The organism is Pseudomonas sp. FP1742, assembly GCF_030687145.1.
GTDB lineage: Bacteria > Pseudomonadota > Gammaproteobacteria > Pseudomonadales > Pseudomonadaceae > Aquipseudomonas > Aquipseudomonas frederiksbergensis_D.
This window is the reverse complement of sequence record NZ_CP117460.1, coordinates 2088700-2112030: the sequence shown is the minus strand read 5'-3', so window position 1 is coordinate 2112030 and position 23331 is coordinate 2088700. Positions and strand designations below refer to the sequence as shown.

Annotated in this window: 22 protein-coding genes; 6 read left to right on the top strand and 16 right to left on the bottom strand. The window is 60.7% G+C overall.

Annotated features, from left to right (window positions below):
* The first annotated feature begins 7 nt into the window (after nucleotides 1-7).
* Nucleotides 8-694 carry an isonitrile hydratase gene (gene inhA / locus PSH64_RS09510; RefSeq protein WP_305480519.1) on the top strand — a complete coding sequence of 229 codons (687 nt, stop codon included), beginning with the start codon at nucleotides 8-10 and terminating at the stop codon, nucleotides 692-694.
* Between the two features lie 557 nt (nucleotides 695-1251).
* On the opposite strand, the gene PSH64_RS09505 is transcribed toward inhA, so the two are convergent.
* Nucleotides 1252-1740: an SRPBCC family protein gene (locus PSH64_RS09505; RefSeq protein ID WP_105344293.1), complete on the bottom strand. Its 489-nt coding sequence runs from the start codon at nucleotides 1738-1740 to the stop codon at nucleotides 1252-1254.
* A 216-nt stretch (nucleotides 1741-1956) separates the two neighbouring features.
* On the opposite strand from PSH64_RS09505, the gene PSH64_RS09500 reads away from it, so the two are divergent.
* The gene (locus tag PSH64_RS09500) at nucleotides 1957-2358 is read left to right on the top strand and encodes a lysozyme inhibitor LprI family protein (RefSeq protein WP_305480518.1); all 402 of its coding nucleotides are present in this window, start codon (nucleotides 1957-1959) and stop codon (nucleotides 2356-2358) included.
* A gap of 141 nt (nucleotides 2359-2499) precedes the next feature.
* On the opposite strand, the gene peaD is transcribed toward PSH64_RS09500, so the two are convergent.
* The 4 genes from peaD to peaA form a co-directional block, all read right to left on the bottom strand.
* The gene (gene peaD, locus PSH64_RS09495; protein ID WP_305480517.1) at nucleotides 2500-3618 is read right to left on the bottom strand and encodes a quinohemoprotein amine dehydrogenase subunit beta; all 1119 of its coding nucleotides are present in this window, start codon (nucleotides 3616-3618) and stop codon (nucleotides 2500-2502) included.
* 23 nt (nucleotides 3619-3641) lie between these two features.
* A complete protein-coding gene (gene qhpC / locus PSH64_RS09490; RefSeq protein WP_007971075.1) occupies nucleotides 3642-3965 on the bottom strand; it encodes a quinohemoprotein amine dehydrogenase subunit gamma in 324 nt (107 codons plus the stop codon).
* A 1-nt stretch (nucleotide 3966) separates the two neighbouring features.
* The gene (gene peaB / locus PSH64_RS09485) at nucleotides 3967-5397 is read right to left on the bottom strand and encodes a quinohemoprotein amine dehydrogenase maturation protein (RefSeq protein WP_105339547.1); all 1431 of its coding nucleotides are present in this window, start codon (nucleotides 5395-5397) and stop codon (nucleotides 3967-3969) included.
* An 82-nt stretch (nucleotides 5398-5479) separates the two neighbouring features.
* Nucleotides 5480-7060: a quinohemoprotein amine dehydrogenase subunit alpha gene (gene peaA, locus PSH64_RS09480; RefSeq protein WP_305480516.1), complete on the bottom strand. Its 1581-nt coding sequence runs from the start codon at nucleotides 7058-7060 to the stop codon at nucleotides 5480-5482.
* 346 nt (nucleotides 7061-7406) lie between these two features.
* On the opposite strand from peaA, the gene PSH64_RS09475 reads away from it, so the two are divergent.
* A complete protein-coding gene (locus PSH64_RS09475) occupies nucleotides 7407-7763 on the top strand; it encodes a hypothetical protein (protein WP_105339549.1) in 357 nt (118 codons plus the stop codon).
* A gap of 48 nt (nucleotides 7764-7811) precedes the next feature.
* Here the strand turns inward: PSH64_RS09475 and PSH64_RS09470 are convergent, their stop codons facing one another.
* The gene (locus PSH64_RS09470) at nucleotides 7812-8066 is read right to left on the bottom strand and encodes a DUF1652 domain-containing protein (RefSeq protein WP_018925324.1); all 255 of its coding nucleotides are present in this window, start codon (nucleotides 8064-8066) and stop codon (nucleotides 7812-7814) included.
* 285 nt (nucleotides 8067-8351) lie between these two features.
* Between PSH64_RS09470 and PSH64_RS09465 the strand changes: the two genes are divergently transcribed.
* Nucleotides 8352-9842, top strand: a complete 1491-nt coding sequence (locus PSH64_RS09465; RefSeq protein WP_305480515.1) for an aldehyde dehydrogenase — start codon at nucleotides 8352-8354, stop codon at nucleotides 9840-9842.
* A 29-nt stretch (nucleotides 9843-9871) separates the two neighbouring features.
* Here the strand turns inward: PSH64_RS09465 and PSH64_RS09460 are convergent, their stop codons facing one another.
* The 7 genes from PSH64_RS09460 to PSH64_RS09430 all read right to left on the bottom strand — a co-directional run bounded on the left by PSH64_RS09460 (nucleotide 9872) and on the right by PSH64_RS09430 (nucleotide 18214).
* Nucleotides 9872-11167 carry an FAD-dependent monooxygenase gene (locus PSH64_RS09460; RefSeq protein ID WP_305480514.1) on the bottom strand — a complete coding sequence of 432 codons (1296 nt, stop codon included), beginning with the start codon at nucleotides 11165-11167 and terminating at the stop codon, nucleotides 9872-9874.
* The gene (locus PSH64_RS09455) at nucleotides 11164-11841 is read right to left on the bottom strand and encodes a S8 family serine peptidase (RefSeq protein WP_305480513.1); all 678 of its coding nucleotides are present in this window, start codon (nucleotides 11839-11841) and stop codon (nucleotides 11164-11166) included. Before PSH64_RS09455 ends, PSH64_RS09460 begins: the two co-directional genes overlap by 4 nt.
* The gene (locus tag PSH64_RS09450; RefSeq protein ID WP_305480512.1) at nucleotides 11831-13549 is read right to left on the bottom strand and encodes an ABC transporter ATP-binding protein; all 1719 of its coding nucleotides are present in this window, start codon (nucleotides 13547-13549) and stop codon (nucleotides 11831-11833) included. The genes PSH64_RS09455 and PSH64_RS09450 overlap by 11 nt, the downstream gene beginning before the upstream one ends.
* Complete coding sequence (locus PSH64_RS09445) at nucleotides 13549-15453, bottom strand: sigma-54-dependent Fis family transcriptional regulator (protein ID WP_305480511.1); 1905 nt, start codon at nucleotides 15451-15453, stop codon at nucleotides 13549-13551. The genes PSH64_RS09450 and PSH64_RS09445 overlap by 1 nt, the downstream gene beginning before the upstream one ends.
* 134 nt (nucleotides 15454-15587) lie before the next feature.
* Nucleotides 15588-16325 carry an S-methyl-5'-thioinosine phosphorylase gene (locus tag PSH64_RS09440; protein ID WP_105339555.1) on the bottom strand — a complete coding sequence of 246 codons (738 nt, stop codon included), beginning with the start codon at nucleotides 16323-16325 and terminating at the stop codon, nucleotides 15588-15590.
* Nucleotides 16326-16337: 12 nt separating this feature from the next.
* Entirely contained in the window at nucleotides 16338-17336 is a 999-nt protein-coding gene (gene nagZ / locus PSH64_RS09435; RefSeq protein ID WP_305481127.1) for a beta-N-acetylhexosaminidase, read from the bottom strand.
* Between the two features lie 170 nt (nucleotides 17337-17506).
* Entirely contained in the window at nucleotides 17507-18214 is a 708-nt protein-coding gene (locus PSH64_RS09430; RefSeq protein ID WP_105339557.1) for a TetR/AcrR family transcriptional regulator, read from the bottom strand.
* 229 nt (nucleotides 18215-18443) lie between these two features.
* Here PSH64_RS09430 and lexA point away from each other — a divergent pair, with 229 nt between their 5' ends.
* Both lexA and sulA read left to right on the top strand, forming a co-directional pair.
* Nucleotides 18444-19052, top strand: a complete 609-nt coding sequence (gene lexA / locus PSH64_RS09425; protein WP_007907770.1) for a transcriptional repressor LexA — start codon at nucleotides 18444-18446, stop codon at nucleotides 19050-19052.
* 10 nt (nucleotides 19053-19062) lie between these two features.
* On the top strand, nucleotides 19063-19536 hold the full coding sequence (gene sulA, locus PSH64_RS09420) for an SOS-induced cell division inhibitor SulA (protein ID WP_007933172.1): 474 nt from the start codon (nucleotides 19063-19065) through the stop codon (nucleotides 19534-19536).
* Between the two features lie 93 nt (nucleotides 19537-19629).
* On the opposite strand, the gene PSH64_RS09415 is transcribed toward sulA, so the two are convergent.
* The 3 genes from PSH64_RS09415 to topA all read right to left on the bottom strand — a co-directional run bounded on the left by PSH64_RS09415 (nucleotide 19630) and on the right by topA (nucleotide 23298).
* The gene (locus PSH64_RS09415; protein ID WP_007933173.1) at nucleotides 19630-19863 is read right to left on the bottom strand and encodes a hypothetical protein; all 234 of its coding nucleotides are present in this window, start codon (nucleotides 19861-19863) and stop codon (nucleotides 19630-19632) included.
* A 141-nt stretch (nucleotides 19864-20004) separates the two neighbouring features.
* On the bottom strand, nucleotides 20005-20529 hold the full coding sequence (locus tag PSH64_RS09410) for a DUF6586 family protein (RefSeq protein WP_105339558.1): 525 nt from the start codon (nucleotides 20527-20529) through the stop codon (nucleotides 20005-20007).
* 141 nt (nucleotides 20530-20670) lie between these two features.
* Nucleotides 20671-23298, bottom strand: coding sequence for a type I DNA topoisomerase (gene topA / locus PSH64_RS09405; RefSeq protein ID WP_105339559.1), 2628 nt, complete (start codon nucleotides 23296-23298; stop codon nucleotides 20671-20673).
* Between the last annotated feature and the right edge of the window lie 33 nt (nucleotides 23299-23331).

The following is a 23331-nucleotide window of genomic DNA, read 5'->3' as shown; positions in this document are numbered from 1 at the left end:
AAACGCCATGACGTTGCAGATCGGTTTTCTGTTGTTTCCACAGGTTCAACAACTGGACCTGACCGGGCCTTATGACGTGTTGGCCTCGCTGCCGGATGTGAAGGTGCATCTGATCTGGAAGGATCTGGTGCCGGTCACCGCGAGTACCGGGCTGGTGTTGAAACCGACCATCACCTTCGACGATTGTCCGCCGCTGGATGTGATCTGCATTCCCGGTGGCGGCGGGGTCGGGCCGTTGATGGAGGATGAGCAAACCCTGGCCTTCATCAAGACTCAGGCCGCCACGGCGCGGTATGTCACCTCGGTCTGCACCGGCGCCTTGGTGCTTGGCGCGGCGGGGTTGCTCAAGGGCAAGCGCGCCACCACTCATTGGGCGTATCACGAATTGCTCGGGCTGTTGGGGGCGACCCCGGTGAAGGATCGGGTGGTGCGCGACGGCAATCTTCTGACCGGTGGCGGGATTACCGCGGGTATCGATTTTGCCCTGACCCTGGCCGCTGAATTGTTCGATAAGGACACCGCGCAACTGGTGCAGCTGCAACTGGAATACGCCCCGGCACCACCGTTTGCTTCAGGGAACCCCGAGACAGCTCCGGTCAGCGTGCTCCAGGAAGCCCGTAAACGCGCTGCCGACTCGTTGAAATTACGCTCGGAAATCACCGAGCGTGCAGCGGCGAAACTCGGCCTCCAGTGAAAGAAATGGCTGCGGGAGCTATCGCCCCCGCAGCCCGGTCGTTTTCTGCAGACGAAAAAAAACCCGCCGAAGCGGGTTTCTCAAGACCATTGCGACATCCTGTCGGCAGCCATCCTGGCGTATGGTCGATCATCCGTGATCCTGAGCACGTCCTGTGCTTCAGTTGATGGATCCAGATTAAACATGTCGGTGAAGCATCAAAAGACGACATACCACCGACTGCGTGTAAGCCATTGACCACTCGACACCTGAACCTGCCCTTGTAGGGAATCAGGTTGAAGTTTTCTCAAGACGAAAAAAAACCCGCCGAAGCGGGTTTTCCCAAGACCATATCGACTCCCTGTCGGCAGCGATCCTTGCTTATGGTCGATCATCCGTGACCCTGGAGCACTTCCTGTGCTTCAGTTGATGGAGCCAGATTACGCTTCGGATCCAATCCGCAATAGACGACATAGCTACTACCGCGTGTAAGACATTCGCTATAGCTACCCTTCCGAAAACCCTTAGACGTGTCCGCCATCATGCTCTGAAGCCACGAGTTCCGTGGCCTGCAGCCATTAGCCTCCCTGACGCTCGTGGGGCTTGGTGATTTCTGCCAGAAACTGTTCGATGTTGTTCATCTGCTCATCCCAGCCACGACTATCCATGCGGAACGCCTTGAGCCTGCGCGACTGGGGAATGTGATCGAAACCGGACTCGACGACCGTCAACAGCGTGCCATCGTCCATATCCTGGAGTTCGAACTTCACCAGCGTGGTGGGCTCCTGGGAGTAATCGACTTCCGGTTCCACCGCATACGGGTGCCAGCGAAACGAAAACACCCGCTCCGGCTCGACCCGCTCCACCAGTACATTCCACAACAAGTGCTCATAACCAGGGTACGTGATCTGCCCCTGTGTCCACTCGCCGGCAACAAAGCGTTTACCTTCGAGTGCCACGCCGAACCATTGCCCGAAGGCCTCGGCATTGGCCAGCACGCGCCAGACCTGCGAGCGCGGGGTCTTGAGCAGGATCTTCCTTTCGATGCGATCTGATGCTGGGTTCATAAGTCACCTCCTGTATTGAACAGTAGGCCTGTAAAGACCATAAGACCACCCTAAAAGTTGTATCAAACGGGTGCCGCAATCAAGCGTGCCTGAAGTATTCGGCCTCGGTTCCGGCCATAAGTTCTGGTTGCACGTGAGGGGCGGCAAGCCGATTTGTGGACTGGCGCCACCCCGCTACACTGCACGTCAACTTTCCATTACCACCGCGAGCCCACCATGCCCCCACGTTTGCTCCTTGCACTGACGCCGCTGCTGTTCACTCCCCTTGCGCATGCCGTCGACTGCGACAACGCCACCGACCAGACGACGATGAATCAGTGTGCGGCGCAGCAGAACAAGGCGGCCGACAAGGAGCTGAATGCGCTTTACCAGCAGATCACCACACGATTGAAGGACAGCCCCGACACCAAGAAACTGCTGGTCGGTGCCCAGCGCTCATGGATTGCGTTTCGCGATGCCGAGTGCAAGTTCTCGGCGTCCGGGGTGGAGGGCGGCAGCGTGTATCCGCTGATCTACAGCAACTGCATCACGGCGCTGACCAAGGCGCGGGTCGAAGCGTTCAAGACTTACTTGAAGTGTAAGGAAGGGGATTTGAGCTGTCCGGTGCCTGAGGCTTGATGCTGCTGCGGTGTTCTTGAGGGCCTCTTCGCGGGCAAGCCCGCTCCCACAGGGTTCAGTGATGTTCACACAATAGTGATCACGCTGAAGATCACTGTGGGAGCGGGCTTGCCCGCGAAGGCGTCCGCTCAGGCGCCGCAGTTACCGAACAAACACCTGCGCCGTGGTAATCGCCATATCCCCACCCGGCAATTTGACGCTGCCGATCTGCTTCAGGCTGTCGGCATCGAAAATCGCCACATCGTTGAACGTCCCGGCCAGGTAGATCTTGCTGCCATCCTTGTTGAAGGAAATGCAGTAGTAGGAGTGATCAAGCGTCGCCGCCTGCAGCATTTTCTTCTGCTTGATGTCGTACTTGGCCAAGCGATTGAGCACGCCGAACATCAGGTTCGGGTCCTTGGGCGAGCGCATGCCGCTGAAGTAGATTTCCGTCAGCGGGCCGAAGTCGGTGGTTTCAGTCTTGCCGGTTTTCAGGTCGATGCTGAACAGCCCGTAGAGGTACTCGGCGGTCAATGGATCCTGCTTCTTGTCCTTGAATTTCGCGGTGGTATAGAGCAGCGAGAAGTTATGTCGATAGGTCTGCTGGTTCCACACATAGAGCACGTCCGGCGCGGCGTAGTTCGGGCGTTTCCAGTGACGGCTGGGGATCAGCACGTCGAACTTGCCGGTGTCCACATTAACCTTGTAAACATCCGCGCCTGCCACATACAACGTGCCGTCGTCACCGCTCTGCATGATGGTCAACTGCCGTGGCGCCGGGAAACTGCGCACGGGTTTGGCGTCCATGCCGGCGTCGGTCGCGTACACATCGAGACGCGGCTGCTGCACTTCGTAGCGATCGTTGAGCATCAGCGTCGGGTTGGCGATGGTGAACAGTTCCTTGCCGTCGTGGCTGAGGGTAAAGGCAAACATCGAGCGTGCTTTCTCCCCCGGTTTCTGGGTGATGCTGGCGTGGAATACCTGCTTGCAGCTGTCCAGCTCGACGCCGTAGACATCCGCATAGTGGTTGTTCAATACGTAAGCGGTCTTGCGATCCAGCGACAGCTGCACAGTGCCAGGGCCGAAGGCGTCCGGCATTTTGCAGGTCTTGAACAACGTGTCCGTCGCCAGGTCGATGACGTGCAGATTGTTCGGGTAATTGGTGGTCAACATGTACTCGTGACCCTCTTGCAAAGCGGTGTTTTCATCGGCCAGAACGGCGAGCGAGCAGACGTTCAGGACGGCAAACGCGGCGAGGCCGCAAGCTTTAATACGCAGCATGCTGGAATCCTTCTTCTGTTCGATCATTTGTCTTTTGGAAAGACAGTGCCGAGGTTGCGCCAGTTTTCGTTGGACGCCTGGGCATCCTTGTTCCAGTCCGGGTAGGTGCTCATCATGTCCGGCACCTGGGCCGGCCACCAGCACGGGTCGGAGCAGCCATACAGGTCAGCTTCCATCGGCTGGCACAGCGAAGACACACCACCAAAGGCGTCGATCTCCCAACCCGGGTCGGTGGTCGAAGCGCAGCCGGCAACGGAACTCATCGCCACCACTTCTTCGATGCGGTTTTCATCCGCGGCCTGATCCAGCTTCAACGCTTTGTTATTGATTGCCTTGAGATGTTTCATGTCAGTGAGCCTTGCGCGGAGTGATGTAACTGCTGATAAACGCAGGGTTGTGAGCCATGATCCGGGTGTAGACCTCGATGCCGAAGTCGACCCAGTCACGCATCAGTTCGCAGTAGTGATAGGTCGGGTGCGTCGGGTCGCCGTAGCGGGCGTAACTCTCGTGGTAACAGCCGCCGGAGCAGAGATTACGGATCTGGCAGTCCTCGCAACCGGTGTTGGTGCGGTCCAGGCGTTGTGACAGGAAGTCGTTCAACTCGACCTGCTTCACGCCGCTGTGCACATTGCCGAAGGTCGGCAGGCTCGAACCGGTGAAGCGATGGCACAGGTTCAATTCGCCCTTGTGGTCCACCGCCAGCATCTTCAGGCCCGCGCCGCACGGCAGGGCTTTTTTGTGGCCTTCATGGATGTCGGTGATCAACTGGTGCAGGTTGGAGAAGCCGATGTTGCGATGCTCCAGCGCCGCTTCCAGATACCGCCGACCGAGCTTCTTCATGTTGGCGAAAACTTCGATCAGTTCGTCGCTGGACAGGTTGAAGGTGCTGATGTCGCCGGAGGTCACCGGGGCAAACCCGACTTCGGCAAAACCCAGCTCGTTGAACAGGTGATCCCAGATGGTCTCGACGTCGGTGACGCCGGTGGTCAGGGTCACCCGCGCGCCTACCGGGCGGCTGTTGTAGCGCGACAGCAGCATTTCGGCCTTGCGCCGCACCACGTCGTAGGTGCCCTGCCCGCCCACGGTGATGCGGTTGCGGTCGTGCACGGTTTTCGGCCCGTCGATACTGACTGACAAACCGAAACGGTGAGCGTTGAGGTAGTCCACGGTCTCTTCGGTGAGCAGCGTGGCGTTGGTGGTCATGACGAACTCGACGAACTTGCCCGCCTCGGCAAAGCGCTTTTCACAGTAGTCGACCATGTACTCGATCAACTTGCGATTGCTCAGCGGTTCCCCCCCGAAGAACACCACGGTGAAACGTTCTTCGTCCGGGGATTCGCGCAGCAGCATTTCCACCGACGCGACCGCAGTTTCGACGTCCATTTTCTTGCCGGCCGACGGTTTGTCCAGGTCTTCCTTGTAGCAGTAGGTGCAGCTCAGATTGCAGCCGGTATTGACGTTGAGCACCACGGTATTGATCGCGGTGCGCTCGACCCGCTTGGTGCCGATGTCCGGGGTCAGTGGCGAACCGTCGCTGACCAGCTCCAGCGAGATCAACTCACGCAGGGTCTCGGTGATTTCTTCGCCGTTGAAGCGTGCGGCCAAGCGCTGGATCAGCTCGTCCGAGGAACAGCCGGGACCGCGCAAGGTATCAATGATGGTGCCGGTCAGCTCATCGCTGGCGAACAGCGAACTGCTGGGAATGTGAAACAACATGCGGTCGGCGTCGACGTGCACTTCGTGCAGATTCCGCTCGACCAGATTCAAGATAGCGCCCATGGCAAACCTCCTGTGCAAGCCCCGTCTTACGGGGTCTGCGGTCATTCCAAAAAAGTGTCTGAAACCGTATGGGTCAGCAAAATCACGGAATGGGTGGATTGTTCCAGCGTTGCACGGTGACGATCATGTGGCCTTCACCGGTCAGGGATTTCCCTGCGTCGTCGACGGCGGCGATCACCTTGAGGTTGCCGGCATTGTTGGTGGACATTTTGCGCGCCGGGTTCGGCCCGGCATCGCCCGGGGTGAACACGCCCGCGTCGGCCTGCATGGTGCCGGCAAACTTGACGTCTTCGTCTTCCCTGGCGCGGTCGTCGAAGGCTTCGACTTTCCACTGCGCCGGGAACACGCCGATGCGATACGGCTTGCCGTCAGCGCCCTTGCCCCAGGCTTCGGCATCGAAGCGGCCCTGGACTTTCGGCGTGGAACCACCGCCCTCGCCGATCCGCGCCACCGAGAATTCCGGCACCACTTTGACCGATTCGATCTTGCTGTAGACCGACAGGGTCGGGCCTTTCAGGTTGCCAACCGTCACCGCGCGCAGGCCCGGCTGGGCATTGGCGGCGGCCTTGAGCTTGACCGTGATCCGCTCCGGGCTCTGTTCGACGACTTCGAGCACTTCCACGCCTTTGCCGAAGTTCGGTTTGCCGGTGAGGCCACTGCCGACCAGTGTCACCTGCGTCTCGACGCCCGCCTTCAGATAACCCGGCTGCACCGCCAGCAAACGCGGGGAACCCTGTTTGGCGGCGACAAAGTCCAGACCGCGCTCGTCGTGCTCGGCCTCGAACATCCTCCCCTGCATCGCATTACCTTGGGCGGCGAACACCTGGCGCATGGTCACGCCGTCGATGGTCACGTTGCCGCGCCATTCATAGCCGGTGTAGAGAATTGCGCTGCCGTCACCGTTGAACGGTGTGCCGTCGGCGTATTGGCCCTTGACGCTGACCTTGAAGGTATCGTTGCCGTCGGCGGTCACGCTCATCACCCCGGCCAATTCACCTTTACCCGGCAAATGGCCGCTGAAGCTCCAGTCACCCACCAGCGTCTGGGCTTTCGGCGCGCTGCTCAGCCATTTTTTCCAGGCTGGGTTGTCCAGCGGATAACGCTTGGCCAACAGCGGCACCATGTCTTTGCGGGCGATATCAAACCAGTCACGATCCCGCGCCAGCGCCTGGTACTCCAGCGACGGCCATTGGCCGAGGTGGAAGTTCACCAGACGCTCCCATTCCTGTGCCGGACGGCGTTGCAGGGCCACCCGCGCTCCGGAGTGGCAACGACCGCACATCTGGCTGGTCTGGTCGTCAAACTTCTCGACGGTATTGAGCCGCCGCTCCAGCGCATAACGCACACCATCGGTCTCGCTCGGCGCCAGGCCTTGGGTGTCGGCCAGGTATTTGACCAGTGTCCGGCGGTCGTCATCGCTGATCTGCAAACCGTGCATGGTCTGCATCCGGGCGATGCTCATCAGCCAGCCTTCCGGAGTTTTGCGCTGGTGGCTGATGCGGCTCAGGGCGTTATCGGCTTCGGGGGTGTGACAGCCCTGACAGGTTTCCTTGAGGATGGTCTGGGCGTCGCGGGCTGCCAGGCTATGGGGTGAGTGCAGCGCCATACAGGCGGCCACGGCCAGCAGACTGGCGCTCATGCCTGATCGGAGTTTTCTCTTCATCAACGTCGAACCTCGCACGGTGCTTTCTTATTGTTGTGGCTTATCGTTTTTATGGTTTCTGCCGTCGGCTTTGATCCGCTGACGGAGGCAAGAGAAACGTCTGCGATGAGCAATACACGGAGCGTGCCAGCTTAACGATCACCATAAAATTCAATTAGTTACGTTAAAACACTGGCTATTGAGCGCGTCTGAACGAGATCGCCCGCGTCTAATATCGCGACACCTGTTGCAGTGTGAGACAAGCATAGATGCCCGCGACCGGAACACTTCATCGCCCGGCGATTGACGATGCTCCGGTGCAGGCGCGAAATGGGGGTTCACCGATTGCCAGTCAGAGGGTAAGAACATGGCAAGCATAACGGTCCTGGCGGGGGACTTTCTGCAGGGTGATGGAGAGTACCGAGACGGCGTTTTCACGCTCAGAACGTCGCTTCACCCGTGGCCCGGCATCACCCTCCCGCTCTCATTGTTCAAGAGCGTAGAAGTGGCTAACGAGGATTCGATCAACAACATCAAGGATGTCATCGGCTTCGGCGTGGCGGGGGCCATGTTGCTGGGGCCGATCGGCGCGTTTGCCGGCTTCATGTTGGCAGGCAAGGAAACCGAGGTAACCTTTCTGGCCACACTCAAGGATGGAAGAAGATTGCTGGCCGCTGTAGATAGCGACACGTTCGAGGAGATTTCTCAAAAAATCCCGTCATGACACGACGGACGCACGCCGCACCACCGACGGGTGCGGCGTGACATCGGTTCAGCTGTAGAACGTCGGGTGAACGCCTTTGTGAGCCTCGATTTCCAACCGCATATCAGCCACCAGCGATGCAATCGCATGGGGGCTGTCCAGTGTCCATACCGGTACGTGAGTAGCCACCAGATCCACTTTGCCGGTCATGCAATCGCAGACCCGAATCGTCAGAAACTGGTCTGCCTCCATGCTGCAGGTGCACACGGCGGGCAGAAAACTTTGCTCGATGATGTTTTGGATTTCCAGGGGTGATAGAAACATCGCTACCTCCCTCACGCCAGATGGATGCCGGGCAAATGCTCCGTCATTTCACCCTTTAGCCTGAAAATTCTAGTCCTCAATAGCGGGTGTCTCAAGACTGTGACAGGTTGCTCGTCGTCTCATCGGGCTGTCGCGATTTGCGACACCTCCAAGCGAGTCGCCCGCCCCCTCGCATCACTCAAAACCCCGCCGACACTGGGCGATCAGCCCCTTCCCGACACTTGGCACAGCCATTGCCAAACAGTGAGCAAGCTCCCGTTTTCCCGCACAACAAGAGGTCTTGCCATGCCCCTCCCTTATTTGCTTCCCGCCACCTCGGCGTTCATCCAGCGCGCACCGCGCATGCTCATTGGAGGTGACTGGGTCGAGGCCGCCGACGGCCAGACCATGCCCCTGCACAACCCGGCCACCGGCGAGGTGCTGTGCTCAGTGCCACGGGCCACGCCCGAGGATGTCGACCGCGCGGTGCTTGCCGCCCGCCAGGCCTTCGACGATTCGCCCTGGACCCGCACTCGCCCCCGGGAGCGGCAAAACCTGTTGTGGAAACTCGCCGACCTGATGCAGCGCGACGCCGAACTGCTGGCGCAACTCGAATGCCTGAACAACGGTAAAAGCGCGGCCGTGGCCCAAGTGATGGACGTGCAGTTGTCCATCGATTTCCTGCGCTACATGGCCGGCTGGGCGACCAAGATCGAAGGCTCCAGCGTTGACGTGTCGTTGCCGCTGATGCCCGACGATCAGTTCCACAGTTTCATCCGTCGCGAAGCGGTGGGTGTGGTCGGCGCCATCGTCGCCTGGAACTTCCCGCTGCTGCTGGCCTGCTGGAAACTCGGCCCGGCCCTGGCCACCGGTTGCACCGTGGTGCTCAAACCCGCCGACGAAACCCCGCTGACCGCCCTGAAACTCGCCGAACTGGTGCTCGAAGCCGGTTACCCCGAGGGTGTGTTCAACGTGGTCACCGGCACCGGCATCACCGCGGGCTCCGCCCTGACCCACAACCCGCTGGTCGACAAACTGACCTTCACCGGCTCCACCGCCGTGGGCAAGCAGATCGGCAAAATCGCCATGGACTCCATGACCCGGGTCACCCTGGAACTGGGCGGCAAGTCGCCGACCATCGTCATGGCCGATGCCGACCTCAAGACCGCCGCCGCGGGTGCCGCCAGCGCGATTTTCTTCAACCAGGGCCAGGTCTGCTGCGCCGGCTCCCGGCTGTATGTACAGCGCAAGCATTTCGACAACGTGGTGGCGGACATCAGCGACATTGCCAACGCCATGAAGCTGGGCAACGGCCTGGACCCGAGTGTTGAAATGGGCCCGTTGATCTCCGCGCGTCAACAGGAACGGGTTTACCGCTACATCGAAATGGGCCGGGAAAGCGGCGCGACCATCGCCTGCGGCGGTGAGCAATTCGGGCCGGGGTATTTCGTCAAACCGACGGTGATCGTCGACGTCGATCAGCGGCACTCATTGGTGCAGGAGGAAATCTTCGGCCCGGTGCTGGTGGCGATTCCGTTCGATGATGAAGCCGATGCGTTGCGCATGGCCAATGACAGCCCTTATGGGCTGGGGGCGAGTATCTGGTCGAATGATCTGGCGGCGGTGCACCGGATGATTCCGCGAATCAAATCAGGTTCAGTATGGGTCAACTGCCACAGCGCCCTGGACCCGGCACTGCCGTTTGGCGGCTACAAGATGTCGGGGGTCGGACGTGAGATGGGGTATGCGGCGATCGAGCATTACACCGAGTTGAAGTCGGTGTTGATCAAGTTGTAATAGCGGCGCCCTCTCGGGCGCCTCAACTATCAGGGCTTATACCCCTGAGCCAACAACCAACCGCGAACCATCCTCCCCTGTTCCACCGTCAGCCCGGCCAGCACCTGCTCGGCCGGCGCGCTGCGCAACCGTCGCACCAACGGCGCCAGCTCAACCCCTTGCACATGCCAGATCCCCAGTGGCTGATCCGCCGTAATCACCACCTCGGCCTCATCCACAAAACCATCACGCAACACCGGCGCTCGCTCAATCCTCAGCGAGGAAAAATCCGCCTCGGCATGGGCCACTTGTGCATCCGGCCATTGCCGTCGCGCCTGCCAGAACGGCTGCTCCGGCCAGCGCTGCTCATCGGCATAAAAGTCCCGGCCAATCCGCGCAAAACGCAAAAACAACTGCTCGACCCGCTGCTGATGAAAACGCTGTGCCAGCAATGCCCGCTCTGGTTTGCGCAACAACGTATTGATCACCGTCGGAGCCTGCAACGCCGAAGACAATGATTGAAAGATGCCGTTGCCCGACAGCGGGTCCACCGCCATCGCCGCATCACCGACCCGAATCCAGTGATCGCCGCACACCCGTGACGACAAAATCGCCGTGCTGCTGCGCGCATGCAGGTGCAGATCGGTTTCCGGTTCATTCCCGAAAAACGCCCGGGCCACCGCCGAACCCTGGCGCCGCTGACGGCAGTAATCGAGCAACATGGCCTTGCCCGGCAGCTCGGCGCTGGCCACGTCCACCGTCCATTGCCAATAGCACTGGCCGTCGGCTCGCCGCGCCATCCACGCCCAACCGTCCTGAAGGCTTTCCACGGCGCTGGCGGTGGCGCCCGGCGCGCCCTGCCAACGATTGAGCAAGCTGAGCGTCTCCGGCCCGCGCCGGCCTTTGCCGAGGACCGGCGCCCGGCGTCCACGGGCCTCCACCAGAAAATCCGCGACCAGCGCTTCGCGCCCTTCAATGTCGATTCGATGCCCCGCTGCCGACGACTGCACCGTCAGCACCCGGCCTTCGATCAGCTCGACACCGGCCAGCCGCAAATCCTCGCGCAAGCCTCGATCAAAGCTCGGCCGATCCAGTAGAAATTCGATGTTCTGCGCATGCTGCCGACCGTTCCAGGACACCTGCCGCTGGGAAGGCAGCGTCGCGTCCGCCAACGCTTGATGCAGCCCCGCACCGCGCAACGCATCCAGCACCCGCACGGAAACCCCTTCCAGCGCGGCAAACCGCCGCCATTCACTGACCAGCGTCACGGCGTACCCGAGCCGTCGCAGCCCCAGGGCCACCGCCGCCCCCGCAGGCCCGGCGCCCAGAATGACAATCGCCGTCATGCGCCAACGCGCCGTTCAGGACCACGATAACGGGCATTCTCCCGCAGCCAGGCAACCACCTGTTCGTTGCTCGCCTCGGGGTTTGCCACGAGGAAGCTTGCGATGTGCCCGCTCAATGCCGCACAGCCGAGGCTCGCGCCGGACTGCCCCGGGTAGGTGCCGTGAACACACGCGGCGAAGTCCGCCTGGGCGCTGTCGAGCCACGACCATTCCTGCTCGGCGCAACGCGCATCACCAGTGACCCGCAGCACCTGCGGATAATTGGCCGGAAACACCCCTTCGCCCTGGGCCGGGGCGGATGCACAGAGCAACACACCTCGTGCCATCGCTGCCGCGCAGGCTTCACGCAACAGACTGCGATCCTGCCGCAAACCGAGGCTCAAATTGATCAACCGCACATCCTGCGCCACCAGCCAGTCAATCGCGGTGGCGATCTGCAAGGCGCTGGTGACCCCGCGCTGGTCGAACACCTGGGCCACGCAAAAAACCGCCGAAGGCGCCCGTCGGCCGATGGCCTCAATCACTGCGCTACCGTGACCAAGCGGGTCATCGCGTAACTCACTTTCCGCCAGCCCATCCTCAAGAAGCGAGAACCGCCGACCGGCAACCACTTGCACCCGTTGCGCTGCCGAGTGACCGCTGTCCACCACGCCAATCCGCAGCTCAGGCTTCATGCTGCACCGTTTTTGAGGTGAGCACCCCGTCCAGCAATTCAAAGCGCAGATCGGCATCGGCCAGGGTCGAGGGACGATGGCTGATCAGAATCCGCGTACGCCCGGCAAACAGTCGGTCGATCGCCTCGATCACTTCACGTTCAGTGGCCTCGTCGACCGCCGAGGTCGCTTCGTCCAGCACCAGAATCAACGGGTCCTGCAACAGCGCCCGGGCAATGGCGATGCGTTGTTTTTGCCCGCCGGACAACTGCTGGCCGCGTTCGCCCAAAGGGCTGTCGAGGCCTTCGGGCAACGACTCGATCAGGCTGTCGAGCTGCGCCAGCCGCGCGACTTCGGTAATCGCTTCGCGACTGGCGTCCGGCACAGCGTAAGCCAGGTTGTCGGCGAGGCTGCCGCGAAACAGCACGATGTCCTGGCTGACCACGGCAATCCGCCGACGCAGCTGGAACAGGTCCAGTTCCCGCAGATCGACCTCACCGAGCAACACCCGACCGGACTGCGGATCGTGGTGGCGCTGCAACAGGTCGATCAGGGTCGATTTTCCGACACCGGAGCCGCCGCTCAGGGCGACTTTCAAACCATAAGGAATGCGCGCCTCGATGCCACGCAAGGTCGTCGGGCGGCCAGGATGGCTGAAGTGCACGTCGTCGAAGCGCAACTCGCCAGAGGTCGGCATCGGCTGTGGCGTAACCGGCGTGAGGACGGTCGGCTCTTCACCGCGCAACTCCATGACCCGCCCGAGGCTGACGGTCATCCGTTGAATCGCCACATAGAGCCCGAGCAGGCTCTGAACCGGGCCGACCGCCATGCCCAGATAAGTCGAAAACGCGATCAGCGCGCCCAACTGCCAAGTCCCTTGCACCACCCAATAACCGCCAATCAAAAAAGCACAGGCCCGCGACAGCGAGGTCAGCGTGCCGGGCACCGCTTGGGTGAAAAACTCGGTGACTTGCAGGCGCAACAACTGGCTCATATACCCGTGGCCCAACCCCTCCAGCCGCCGCGCTTCTCGCTGTTGCTGGCCGGCGGACTGGATGAATTTCATCACCGGCAAGGTCTCGACCATGAACGACGACATGTCCGCCGAACGCTCGCGCAACTGCCGCACATCCCGCTCGACCTTACGCCGCATCCAGCGTAGCCAGAGCACGTCGAGCGGAATCAGCACCAGGGCCAGCAGCGACAGTTTCCACGACAGGGTCACCAGCATCGCCACGGCCACCACCAGACCGATCACGCTCGACACCGCAGAGAACAGCGAGTCCACGGCAAAGCGCTGGATCTCCGCGACATCGCCATCGAGGCGCGACATCAGATCGCCGATGCGCCGCTGGCCGTAGAAACCCGGCGAGAGCCTCTGCAAATGCCGATAAAGGTCATCGCGCAGGGCAAACAGAATCCGTCCGGACAGTCGCGTGTGCAGGTATCGATTGATGCCCGACAGTGCCGTCCCCAACAACCCGGCGACGATCATCAACCCGGCGATCAGCACCAGCATTGGAAAGTTGCGTGCCAGCAGACCGTCGTCGATCAGCAGTTTGGTCAGCCAGGGCTGTACCAGCACCAGCGACGAGGCACAGACCGACAACCCGAGCAGCCCGGCAATCGCCAGCCGATGGGGCCGCACGAAGCTGTACAGCCAGCGCAACGCCGCTTGCAGGGCGGCGGGGTTCTGGCTGTCGATCAGCCGCACGATCAGGCGCTGCATCACGAGCGCAACTGCTTGAGCTTACGGTACAGGGTCGCGCGGCTGATGCCCAAGGCATCGGCGGCGGCCGAGACGTTGCCTTGGTGAGCGTCCAGGGACTGGCGGATCAGCTCCAGTTCATGTTCACGAATACTGCCGCTCTGGGGACGTTCGCCGGCAGTCAATTCGTCGAGCATGCTGTCGGGCAAATGGTCGAGGGTGAGCACGGTGTCTCCCGGCTCGCGCATGGCCAGCGCGGTGCGCAACACCATCTCCAGTTGGCGGATGTTGCCCGGCCAGTGATAGCCGCCGAGCAAGCGACTCAAATCGTCATGCAAGACGACGGTCGGTGCGTCGAGTTTGCCCAGCAAACGATCGACCAGGCCGCTGAAATCGTCACGCTCACGCAGCGCCGGAAGCATCACGCTGATGCCATTGACCCGGTAGAACAAGTCTTCACGGAAGTGTTTGTCTTCCACCAGACGCTTGAGGTCGCGGTGAGTGGCGCAGATCAGCGCCACATCGATGTCTTGCTCTTCGCCGGCACCCAGCGGGGCGACTTTACGGTCTTGCAGCACGCGCAAGAGCCGGGCTTGCAGGGCCAGCGGCATGTCGCCGATTTCATCGAGAAACAAGGTGCCGCCATGGGCCTGTTGCAAGCGACCGATCATGCCCCCGCGACGGGAACCGGTGAACGCGCCTTCGCGGTAGCCGAACAGCTCCGACTCGATCAGGCCTTCAGGAATGGCCGCGCAGTTCACCGCGATGAAGGGTTTGTCGCAGCGCGTTCCGGCCATGTGCAGCGCCCGGGCAACGACTTCTTTACCGGTGCCGGTTTCGCCCAGCAACAACACCGGCAGTTGATTGGCCAGGCCTTGGCGGGCCATGCGCAAGGCCCGGGCATAACGGGCATTGCTGCCGGCCAGGGATTCGAGATCGGGTTGCGGTTTGACAGTTTTGGCTGGGGTGCGCGCCGGGGTGCTGACGTTGATCGACCGCTGCGGTGCCCGCAGGGTTTTGTAGAAGAATTCGCCTTTGGCGGTTTGCAAGCTGCCGATGCCGCCCTGATGCAGACGCGACAACAGTTGCAGGCCATCGACGCCCAGAAACTCTTCGCAGCGCCGACCGACCAGCGCCGAGCGTTCGGCATGCAGCAACTGGCAGGCCTGGGCACTGACCGCGAGAATCTGCCCGCCGAGGCTCACCGCCAGTAAGCCCTGCCAAGGGGATTCGAGGTATTGCCGACGGCTGTGGAAGGCCAGCACGATCTGGTCCGGATAGCTGGCGTTGAACACGCGACTTTCGATCTGGCTGACAGCCATGGCCAGCAGCGCGGTGCTGTCGTGAACGCGGCCGAGCGGGCCTTCGCGGGTCAGGTCGAGCACGCCGAGGATGTCGCCTTGGGGGCAATAAATCGGCACCGAGGTGCAGGAAAAATCGGTCAGACGATCGAGGTAATGTTCGCCACAATCGATCATCGTCGGCCGGGCTTCCACCAGCGCGGTGCCCAGCGCATTGGTGCCGCGAGCGGCTTCGCTCCAGCAGGTGCCGAGGGTGATGTCTTGCAGGCCGCTGCCCTTGAAACGGTCGGCGCGACCTTCGACGGCGAGGATGGTGGCGTCGGAACTGGCCAGGATGATAAGCCCTTCCTTGCCCTGACGCTCGGCCAGATAGTCGATGGCCGGTATCGCCGCATCGATCAACAACCGGTTGCTCTCCAGCAGCACGTCGAGGCTGGCGGCCGATTCCAGCGCCAGCTCATGCTTGGCATTGAAATGCACACCGTGGCTGAGGCTGCGCCGCCACGACGCATCGATTTCCGCTCGCAACACGCCATCGGGGACGGCGCCTTCGAGATGCAGTTTTTCCCGCGCCAATCGAGCTTCGCGGTGCAGCTTGGGGGAGGTTGTTTTTATTAGCGTCATCAAGCGCTCCGGATCGGTCCGCCCTGCGCTTTTTTAAGATCAGCGCCCTGCCGCAATCTTTACGTTAACGTCAGGGCGATGGCAAGTGCCTTACGGCGCTTGTATTTCACGATCTGGTCATGACTGAAACGAGCTTAGCCTTTCAATACCCGCGCCAACGTCGACTTCACTTTGCCCATCCCGTCATGCAATGCCTGTTCGATCTCGGCCATGGTAATCACCGCCGTCGATTTGCCCGCCGCCGGGTTTACCACCAGCGCCAGACAGGCGTAATCCAGTTCCAGCTCGCGTGCCAATGCGGCTTCCGGCATACCGGTCATGCCGACGATGTCACAACCGTCACGTTCCAGCTTCGCGATTTCAGCGACCGTTTCCAGACGCGGCCCCTGGGTGCAAGCGTACACGCCATGACTGCTATAGCCGACGCCTTCAGCCGCCAACGCCGCGATCAATTGCTGACGCAGGGATTCGCTGTAGGGGTAGCTGAAGTCGATGTGTGTAACCTGTTCCAGGTCATCGGCGAAATAGGTGTGTTGGCGGCCGCTGGTGTAGTCGATCAATTGATGCGGCACGCAGAAATGCCCGGTGCCCATCGCGGCATGAATCCCGCCCACGGCGTTGACCGCGAGAATCGCTTCGGCACCGGCCTGCTTCAAGGCCCACAGGTTGGCGCGGTAGTTCACCTGATGCGGCGGAAAACGGTGTGGATGCCCGTGACGCGCGAGAAACAGCACTTCCTTGCCAGCGTACTCACCGATCTGCACCTCGGCCGAAGGCGCGCCGTAAGGGGTGTCCACCGCCAATGACTGACGAATGCTCAAGCCTTCGAGTTGAGTCAGGCCGGTGCCACCGATAATCGCGTAAACCGTCATTACGAAAAATCCTTAATCAATCAATTGAGCTTCTTTGAGTGCGCCAATGGCCGTCAGCCAGCGCGGGTCTTGACGGTATTCGGTGGTGGCATATGCCTGCCCACGCATCCGCGCAATACGCGCCGAAGGCTTGACCTTCAACCGCTGGGCGGCACTCAAGGCCAACTCGGCCGCCGCGCGGTCGTTGCACACCAGGCCCATGTCGCAACCGGCGGTCAAGGCCGCCTCGATGCGACTGGCGGCATCGCCCACCACGTGCGCACCGGCCATCGACAGGTCGTCACTGAAGATCACGCCATCGAACTGCAGCTCGCCGCGCAGGATGTCCTGCAACCAGCGACGGGAGAAACCGGCAGGCTGGGAATCGACTTGTGGGTAAATAACGTGGGCCGGCATGACCGCCGCCAGTTGTTTGCTCAATCGCGCGAACGGCACCAGGTCGTTGGCGCGGATCTCATCAAGACTGCGCTCATCGTTGGGAATCGCAACGTGGGAATCGGCCTCGGCCCAGCCATGACCGGGGAAATGCTTGCCAGTGGCAGCCATTCCGGCGCTGTTCATGCCGCGGATGAACGCACCGGCGAGCAAGGCGGCGCGCTCTGGATCGCTTTCGAACGAACGGGTGCCAACCACCGCACTGCGCTGGTAGTCGAGGTCCAGTACCGGCGCGAAGCTCAGGTCGAGGCCGACCGCGAGCACTTCGGTCGCCATGATCCAGCCGCACTGCTCGGCCAGGTATTCGGCATTCGGGTTGTCGGCGATGGCGCGCATGGCTGGCAGTCGGACGAAGCCCTGACGCAGTCGCTGAACCCGACCGCCCTCCTGATCCACCGCCAGCAGCAGATCGGGTCGAATGGCGCGGATCGCGGCGCTCAACTCGCGCACCTGACGCGGGTGTTCGATGTTGCGCGCAAAAATGATCAGGCCGCCCACTTCGGGCTGGCGCAACAATTGGCGATCTTCAGCCGTCAGCCAGGTACCGGCGACGTCCACCATCAACGAGCCTTGCAGGCCAGCAGTCATAGAGATTCCTTGATTACGATAAACCCGGCTCGCACGAATTCGCCGCCAAAGGCTAGGCCTGGCAGGTCGGCGATATCAATGAGGAGCGGGTTCAGAACGAGAGTCGGCATGGGCGGCTAGCTTAGCGGATGTCAGCTGCCGCGCCCACCCGTGTGCGGTTAAACCTTGGCGGCCACCGGGGTCGATTTGCTGCGCGGACGCAGTTGCGCAGTGGCCATGGCGGTATCGGTGACACCGGTTTCGGCACGCATGCCCGCGGCCAGGAAAGGCACCATCAGGCGCATCACTTGTTCGATGGAGGTGTTGACGCCGAAATCGGTCTCGGCGATCGCACGCAAGGCTTTGATCCCCGACATGCTGAACGCCGCAGCACCGAGCATGAAGTGCACGCGCCAGAACAGTTCGATCGGCGGAATGCGCGGCGCGGCCTCGTTGACCAGCATCATGTAGCGACGGAAAACCTTGCCGTACATATCTTCCAGATAACGACGCAAGTGCCCTTGGCTCTGACTGAAGGCCAGCCCCAGCAAACGCATGAAAATGGACAGGTCGTTGCCACTGCGTGGCTGCACCACCAGGGCTTGCTCGACGAGGATCTCCAGCAGCTCTTCGAGGGTCGGTTTGTTCTCCGGCTTGGCCTGACGGCGCTCCAGCTCTTTATCGAGACTGATGCAGAACGGCCCGAGAAAACGCGAGAATACGGCCTGAATCAGCGCCTTCTTCGATCCGAAGTGATAGTTCACCGCCGCCAGATTGACACCGGCCTTGCTGGTGATCAGACGCAACGAGGTTTCAGCGAAACCTTTTTCCGCGAACAACTGCTCGGCAGCATCGAGAATGCGTTCAACGGTTTCCGACTGGGCCATGGCTACTCCGCCTGACAAACACTTGTTTGAAACATACGTTTCAGCCCAGGCCTTGTCAAGTCTGGCGGTTCGTTTTCGGAATGGTCGGTCAGCTATTTAACCATACAACGGCGCAGCTTCAATCAGTGAGCAGAATGACCGTCCAGCGGCCGGAAAAAAAAGGGGCATTGCCAAGACCTGTTCACTGTATATAATCCCAGTCACTGTATAAAAAGACAGAGCGATCAATATGCTAAAGCTGACGCCACGCCAAGCAGAGATTCTGGCCTTCATCAAACGCTGCCTCGAAGACAACGGCTACCCGCCCACCCGCGCGGAAATCGCTCAGGAACTGGGCTTCAAGTCGCCCAATGCGGCGGAAGAACACCTCAAGGCCCTGGCCCGCAAGGGTGCAATCGAGATGACCCCGGGCGCCTCCCGTGGCATTCGCATCCCCGGCTTCGAAGCCAAGGCCGACGAATCCAGCCTGCCGATCATCGGCCGAGTGGCGGCAGGCGCGCCGATCCTCGCCCAGCAGCACATCGAAGAATCCTGCAACATCAACCCTTCGTTCTTCCACCCTCGCGCTGACTATCTATTGCGGGTCCATGGCATGAGCATGAAGGACGTCGGCATTTTCGACGGCGACCTGCTGGCCGTCCATACCACCCGTGAAGCCCGTAACGGTCAGATCGTGGTGGCACGGATTGGCGACGAAGTGACCGTCAAGCGCTTCAAGCGCGATGGCAGCAAAGTCTGGTTGATTGCCGAAAACCCTGAATTCGCCCCTATCGAAGTCAACCTGAAAGATCAGGAACTGGTGATCGAAGGCTTGAGCGTCGGCGTGATTCGCCGCTAAAGGAGGCTTTATGCAGTTCCCACACACCTCACAGCAAGCCCAATTGCCATTGTTCGAGGCATTCATGGCGCAGCCGCTGGCGCCGATCCTGAAAGACGTGGTCGAGTCGCCCTGGAGCGCCGAGCCCGAAGTCTTCAGCGAGCTGTCACTGCGCGGCGCGGCCGGGAACTGCCTGAACCTTCTGGCACCGATTCTCAGGGAACTGAGTCAGGATCAGGATGCTCGCTGGCTGACTCTGATCGCCCCGCCCGCCAGCCTGACCCAGGCCTGGTTGCGGGACGCCGGCCTGAACCGTGAACGCATTCTGCTGCTGCAACCACGCGGCACACAGAGCGCTCAGCAGCTGACCTGTGAAGCCTTGCGACTTGGTCGCAGCCATACGGTCGTCAGTTGGCTAAATCCGTTGAGCACATCGTCGCGGCAGCAGCTGATCAGCGCCGCCCGTACCGGGGATGCGCAAAGCCTGAATATTCGATTGGGTTAGGTGATAAACACTGTGCGCGCTGAACAGCGCGGGGCTTCTCCAAGGATAGAGAAGCCGATCTGTAGAGGTGTCCGCAAATTCCGACGGGCGGGATCAATGAAGAACCCGTGGCCCCTCTTCCTTATCAAATTCGCCTTCGACCAGGCGCCCTGCCATCTGAACACCGACGCTCAACATCGCCTTGGCGACTTCAACGTGCTGGCCTTGCAGGAAAGCCTTGGCATCCTCGGAGAAATCCAAAGTAACCAGAGAACCCTCGTCCTCAGCCCTACGCAGCTCGATTCGGCCGTCTGGTAACTCGACAATTTCTAGAAAGGACGTTGGCATAAAGGTCTGTTCTCCACGAAAGGCGGGGATTATATAGGCATCGGCCAAGCTTCGCTCGGGATCTTGACCAGATGCCATCACGAAGAGAATTTTCTTACAGCACGCTATCTTGAGCGGACCATTCGCCAATCACTCAATCGCTCAACACTCGTTCAGCCCGTCACGAAACCGGATCGCCAGGCTTTTCAGGTTCTGGCGCCAGCTCTCCAACTCTTCGCGGCTCAGCTCCTCAGGCGCTTCTTCTTCATCCAGATTGACCGCCAGAATGAGCGGCTGTGTCACATCGCCCTTAGGCTTGTGCGGAGCGCGAGGCGGTTGAAACAGTGCGGCATAAGCCGACAGCAGCTTGGCCAGCCATGTTTCAGGGTTCTGCGCCAACTCGACCATCTCGGCCATTTCCGGAATAGCGATGGTTTCGAGCACTTCACGGGTCAGCAGCATCTCTGCCCGCGGCGCATTGGCCTGAGGCAGGCGATAGAAACCGGCGATTTCATGGCACAACCCCAACAGCGCTCCGTACAGGTGAAACAACGCCGATTCGCGCCCGGCCTGAATCAGCGCCAGGGAGTTCATCGCCCGCCCCTCTTCTGCCTTGGCGAGCGCTTCCAGCGACAGGCCGGCGAAATAAATCTTCTGGTTGGTACGGGTATAGAGTTCGTGGGCCATGACGGCAGCCTCCACAACGAAATAATTGCTTCACACAGATCAGACAGTGTCGTGGATCACCCAAGCTCACCGCAAGCCCAAAACAAAAAGGCCGCATGAAAACCCGAGGGTTGTCATGCGGCTTTTTGTGTACAGCGGCTTTTAAGCCTTGGCTGCTGGACGCTTGTCTTCAACCGTCCACTTACCGCCATCGTAATACGCCTTCCAGCCAGTCGGCTTACCGTCGACTTCTGTCTGCACGTATTGCTCTTTGGTCTTGCGGCTGTAACGGATCACCGCTGGCAGGCCGTCTGGATCTTTCTTCGGCGCTTCGCAGAGGAAGTGGTACTTCGGATCGATCTCATCCTTGTGCGGCACGATCTCCATGACCAATGGCGCACGGGTCTCGCGGTTTTTCGGGAACTGGCTGGCCGCCAGGAACAGGCCCGAAGCACCGTCGCGCAGGATGTAGGTGTCGTTGACCTTTTCGCATTTGAGCTCAGGCATCTTCACCGGGTCCATCTTCGGCGGCGCCGCGTCACCGCTTTTCAGCAGCTTGCGGGTGTTCTTGCACGTCGGGTTGGTGCAACCGAAGAACTTGCCGAAACGGCCGGTCTTGAGCTGCATCTCGCTGCCGCACTTGTCGCACTCCAGGCTCGGACCTTCGTAGCCCTTGATGCGGTAAGTACCCTCTTCGATCTCGTAACCTGCGCAATCCGGGTTATTACCACAGATGTGCAGCTTGCGCTTTTCGTCGAGCAGGTAAGCATCCATTGCCGTGCTGCAGATCGGGCAACGGTGCTTGCCGCGCAGAACCAGCGACTCCGACTCACCCTCGTCGTCCGCAGCGATTTCGTCGCCCGGCACCAGGTTGACGGTGGCTTTGCAGCGTTCTTTCGGCGGCAGGCTGTAGCCCGAGCAACCAAGGAACACACCGGTCGATGCAGTACGAATCTGCATCGGACGACCGCACACTACACAAGGAATATCAGTCATCACCGGCTGGTTGGCACGCATGCCGCCTTCGGCGCTTTCGGCTACTTCGAGTTTTTTCTTGAAGTCGCCGTAGAATTCGTCGAGCACGTTTTTCCAGTCGCGCTCGCCCTGGGCCACGTCATCGAGATTCTCCTCCATGCCGGCGGTGAAGCCGTAGTCCATGAGATTGGAGAAGCTCTCGGCCAGACGCTCTGTGACGATGTCGCCCATCTTTTCCGAATAGAAACGACGGTTGTGCAGCGCCACGTAGCCGCGGTCCTGGATGGTCGAAATGATCGCCGCGTAGGTCGAAGGACGACCGATGCCGCGTTTTTCCATTTCCTTTACCAGGCTCGCTTCCGAGTAACGCGCCGGCGGCTTGGTGAAGTGCTGGGTCGGATCAAGCTTGATCAGCTTCATCGCGTCGCCCTGAGCCATGTCTGGCAGCACGTCATCATCGCCTGGCTTGGTGATTTGCGGCATGACGCGGGTGTAACCGTCGAACTTCAGGATGCGGCCCTTGGCGCGCAGCTCGAAGTCCCCGGCACCGACGGTGACTGTGGTCGACAGGTATTGGGCCGGCAGCATCTGGCAGGCGAGGAACTGGCGCCAGATCAGCTCGTAAAGCCGCTCGGCATCACGCTCCATGCCCGACAGCTTGCTTGGCTCGGTATTGGCGTCAGACGGACGAATCGCTTCGTGAGCCTCTTGCGCGCCTTCTTTGCTGCTGTAGACGTTCGGGGTTTCCGGCAGGTATTTCTTGCCGAATTCGCCTTCAATATAAGTACGCGCCATCGCCACGGCATCGGTCGAAAGGTTGGTGGAGTCGGTACGCATATAGGTGATGTAGCCGGCTTCGTACAGACGCTGGGCCATCATCATGGTTTTCTTCACACCGAACCCCAGGCGGTTGCTCGCGGCCTGTTGCAGGGTGGAGGTAATGAACGGTGCCGAAGGCTTGCTGCTGGTCGGCTTGTCTTCGCGCTTGACGATGCTGTAGCTGGAAGCCTTGAGCTTTTCCAGCGCGGCCATGGCCTGGGCTTCGTTGAGCGGCTTGAAGGCTTCGCCTTTCTCGCGAGCCACGTCGAAACGCACGGTCGCGCCCTTGGTGGTGCCGAGGTCGGCGTGAACTTCCCAGTACTCTTCCGGGTTGAACGCGCGGATTTCACGCTCACGCTCGACCACCAGCTTCACCGCAACCGATTGTACGCGACCGGCGGACAGGCCACGGGCGACCTTGGCCCAGAGAAGAGGCGAGACCATATAACCCACCACGCGGTCGAGGAAACGACGCGCCTGCTGAGCGTTTACGCGATCGATGTCCAGCTCGCCCGGTTGGGAGAAAGCTTCCTGGATCGCTTTTTTGGTGATTTCGTTGAACACCACGCGCTTGTAGCGGCTGTCGTCACCACCGATGGCTTCGCGCAGGTGCCAGGCAATGGCTTCCCCCTCGCGGTCCAAGTCGGTTGCGAGATAGATGGTGTCAGCATCTTTGGCGAGCCGGCGCAGCTCTTCGATGACTTTTTCCTTGCCCGGGAGGATCTCGTACTTGGCTTTCCAGCCATGATCGGGATCGACACCCATGCGCGAGACCAGCTGCTTGCGCGCTTTCTCTTTCGGCGTGAGCACCGGACCTTCACCTGCGGCGGCCTTGCCGCGCTTGGCGGCTGGCTCTTTGCTGGCGCTAGCCGAACCGCTGGTGGGCAGGTCTCGGATATGGCCGATACTCGACTTCACCACGTATTGGTTACCCAGATACTTGTTGATGGTCTTGGCCTTAGCCGGGGATTCCACAATGACCAGCGATTTGCCCATGGATCAGAAAATTCCTGAATTCTAGAAGTGAAA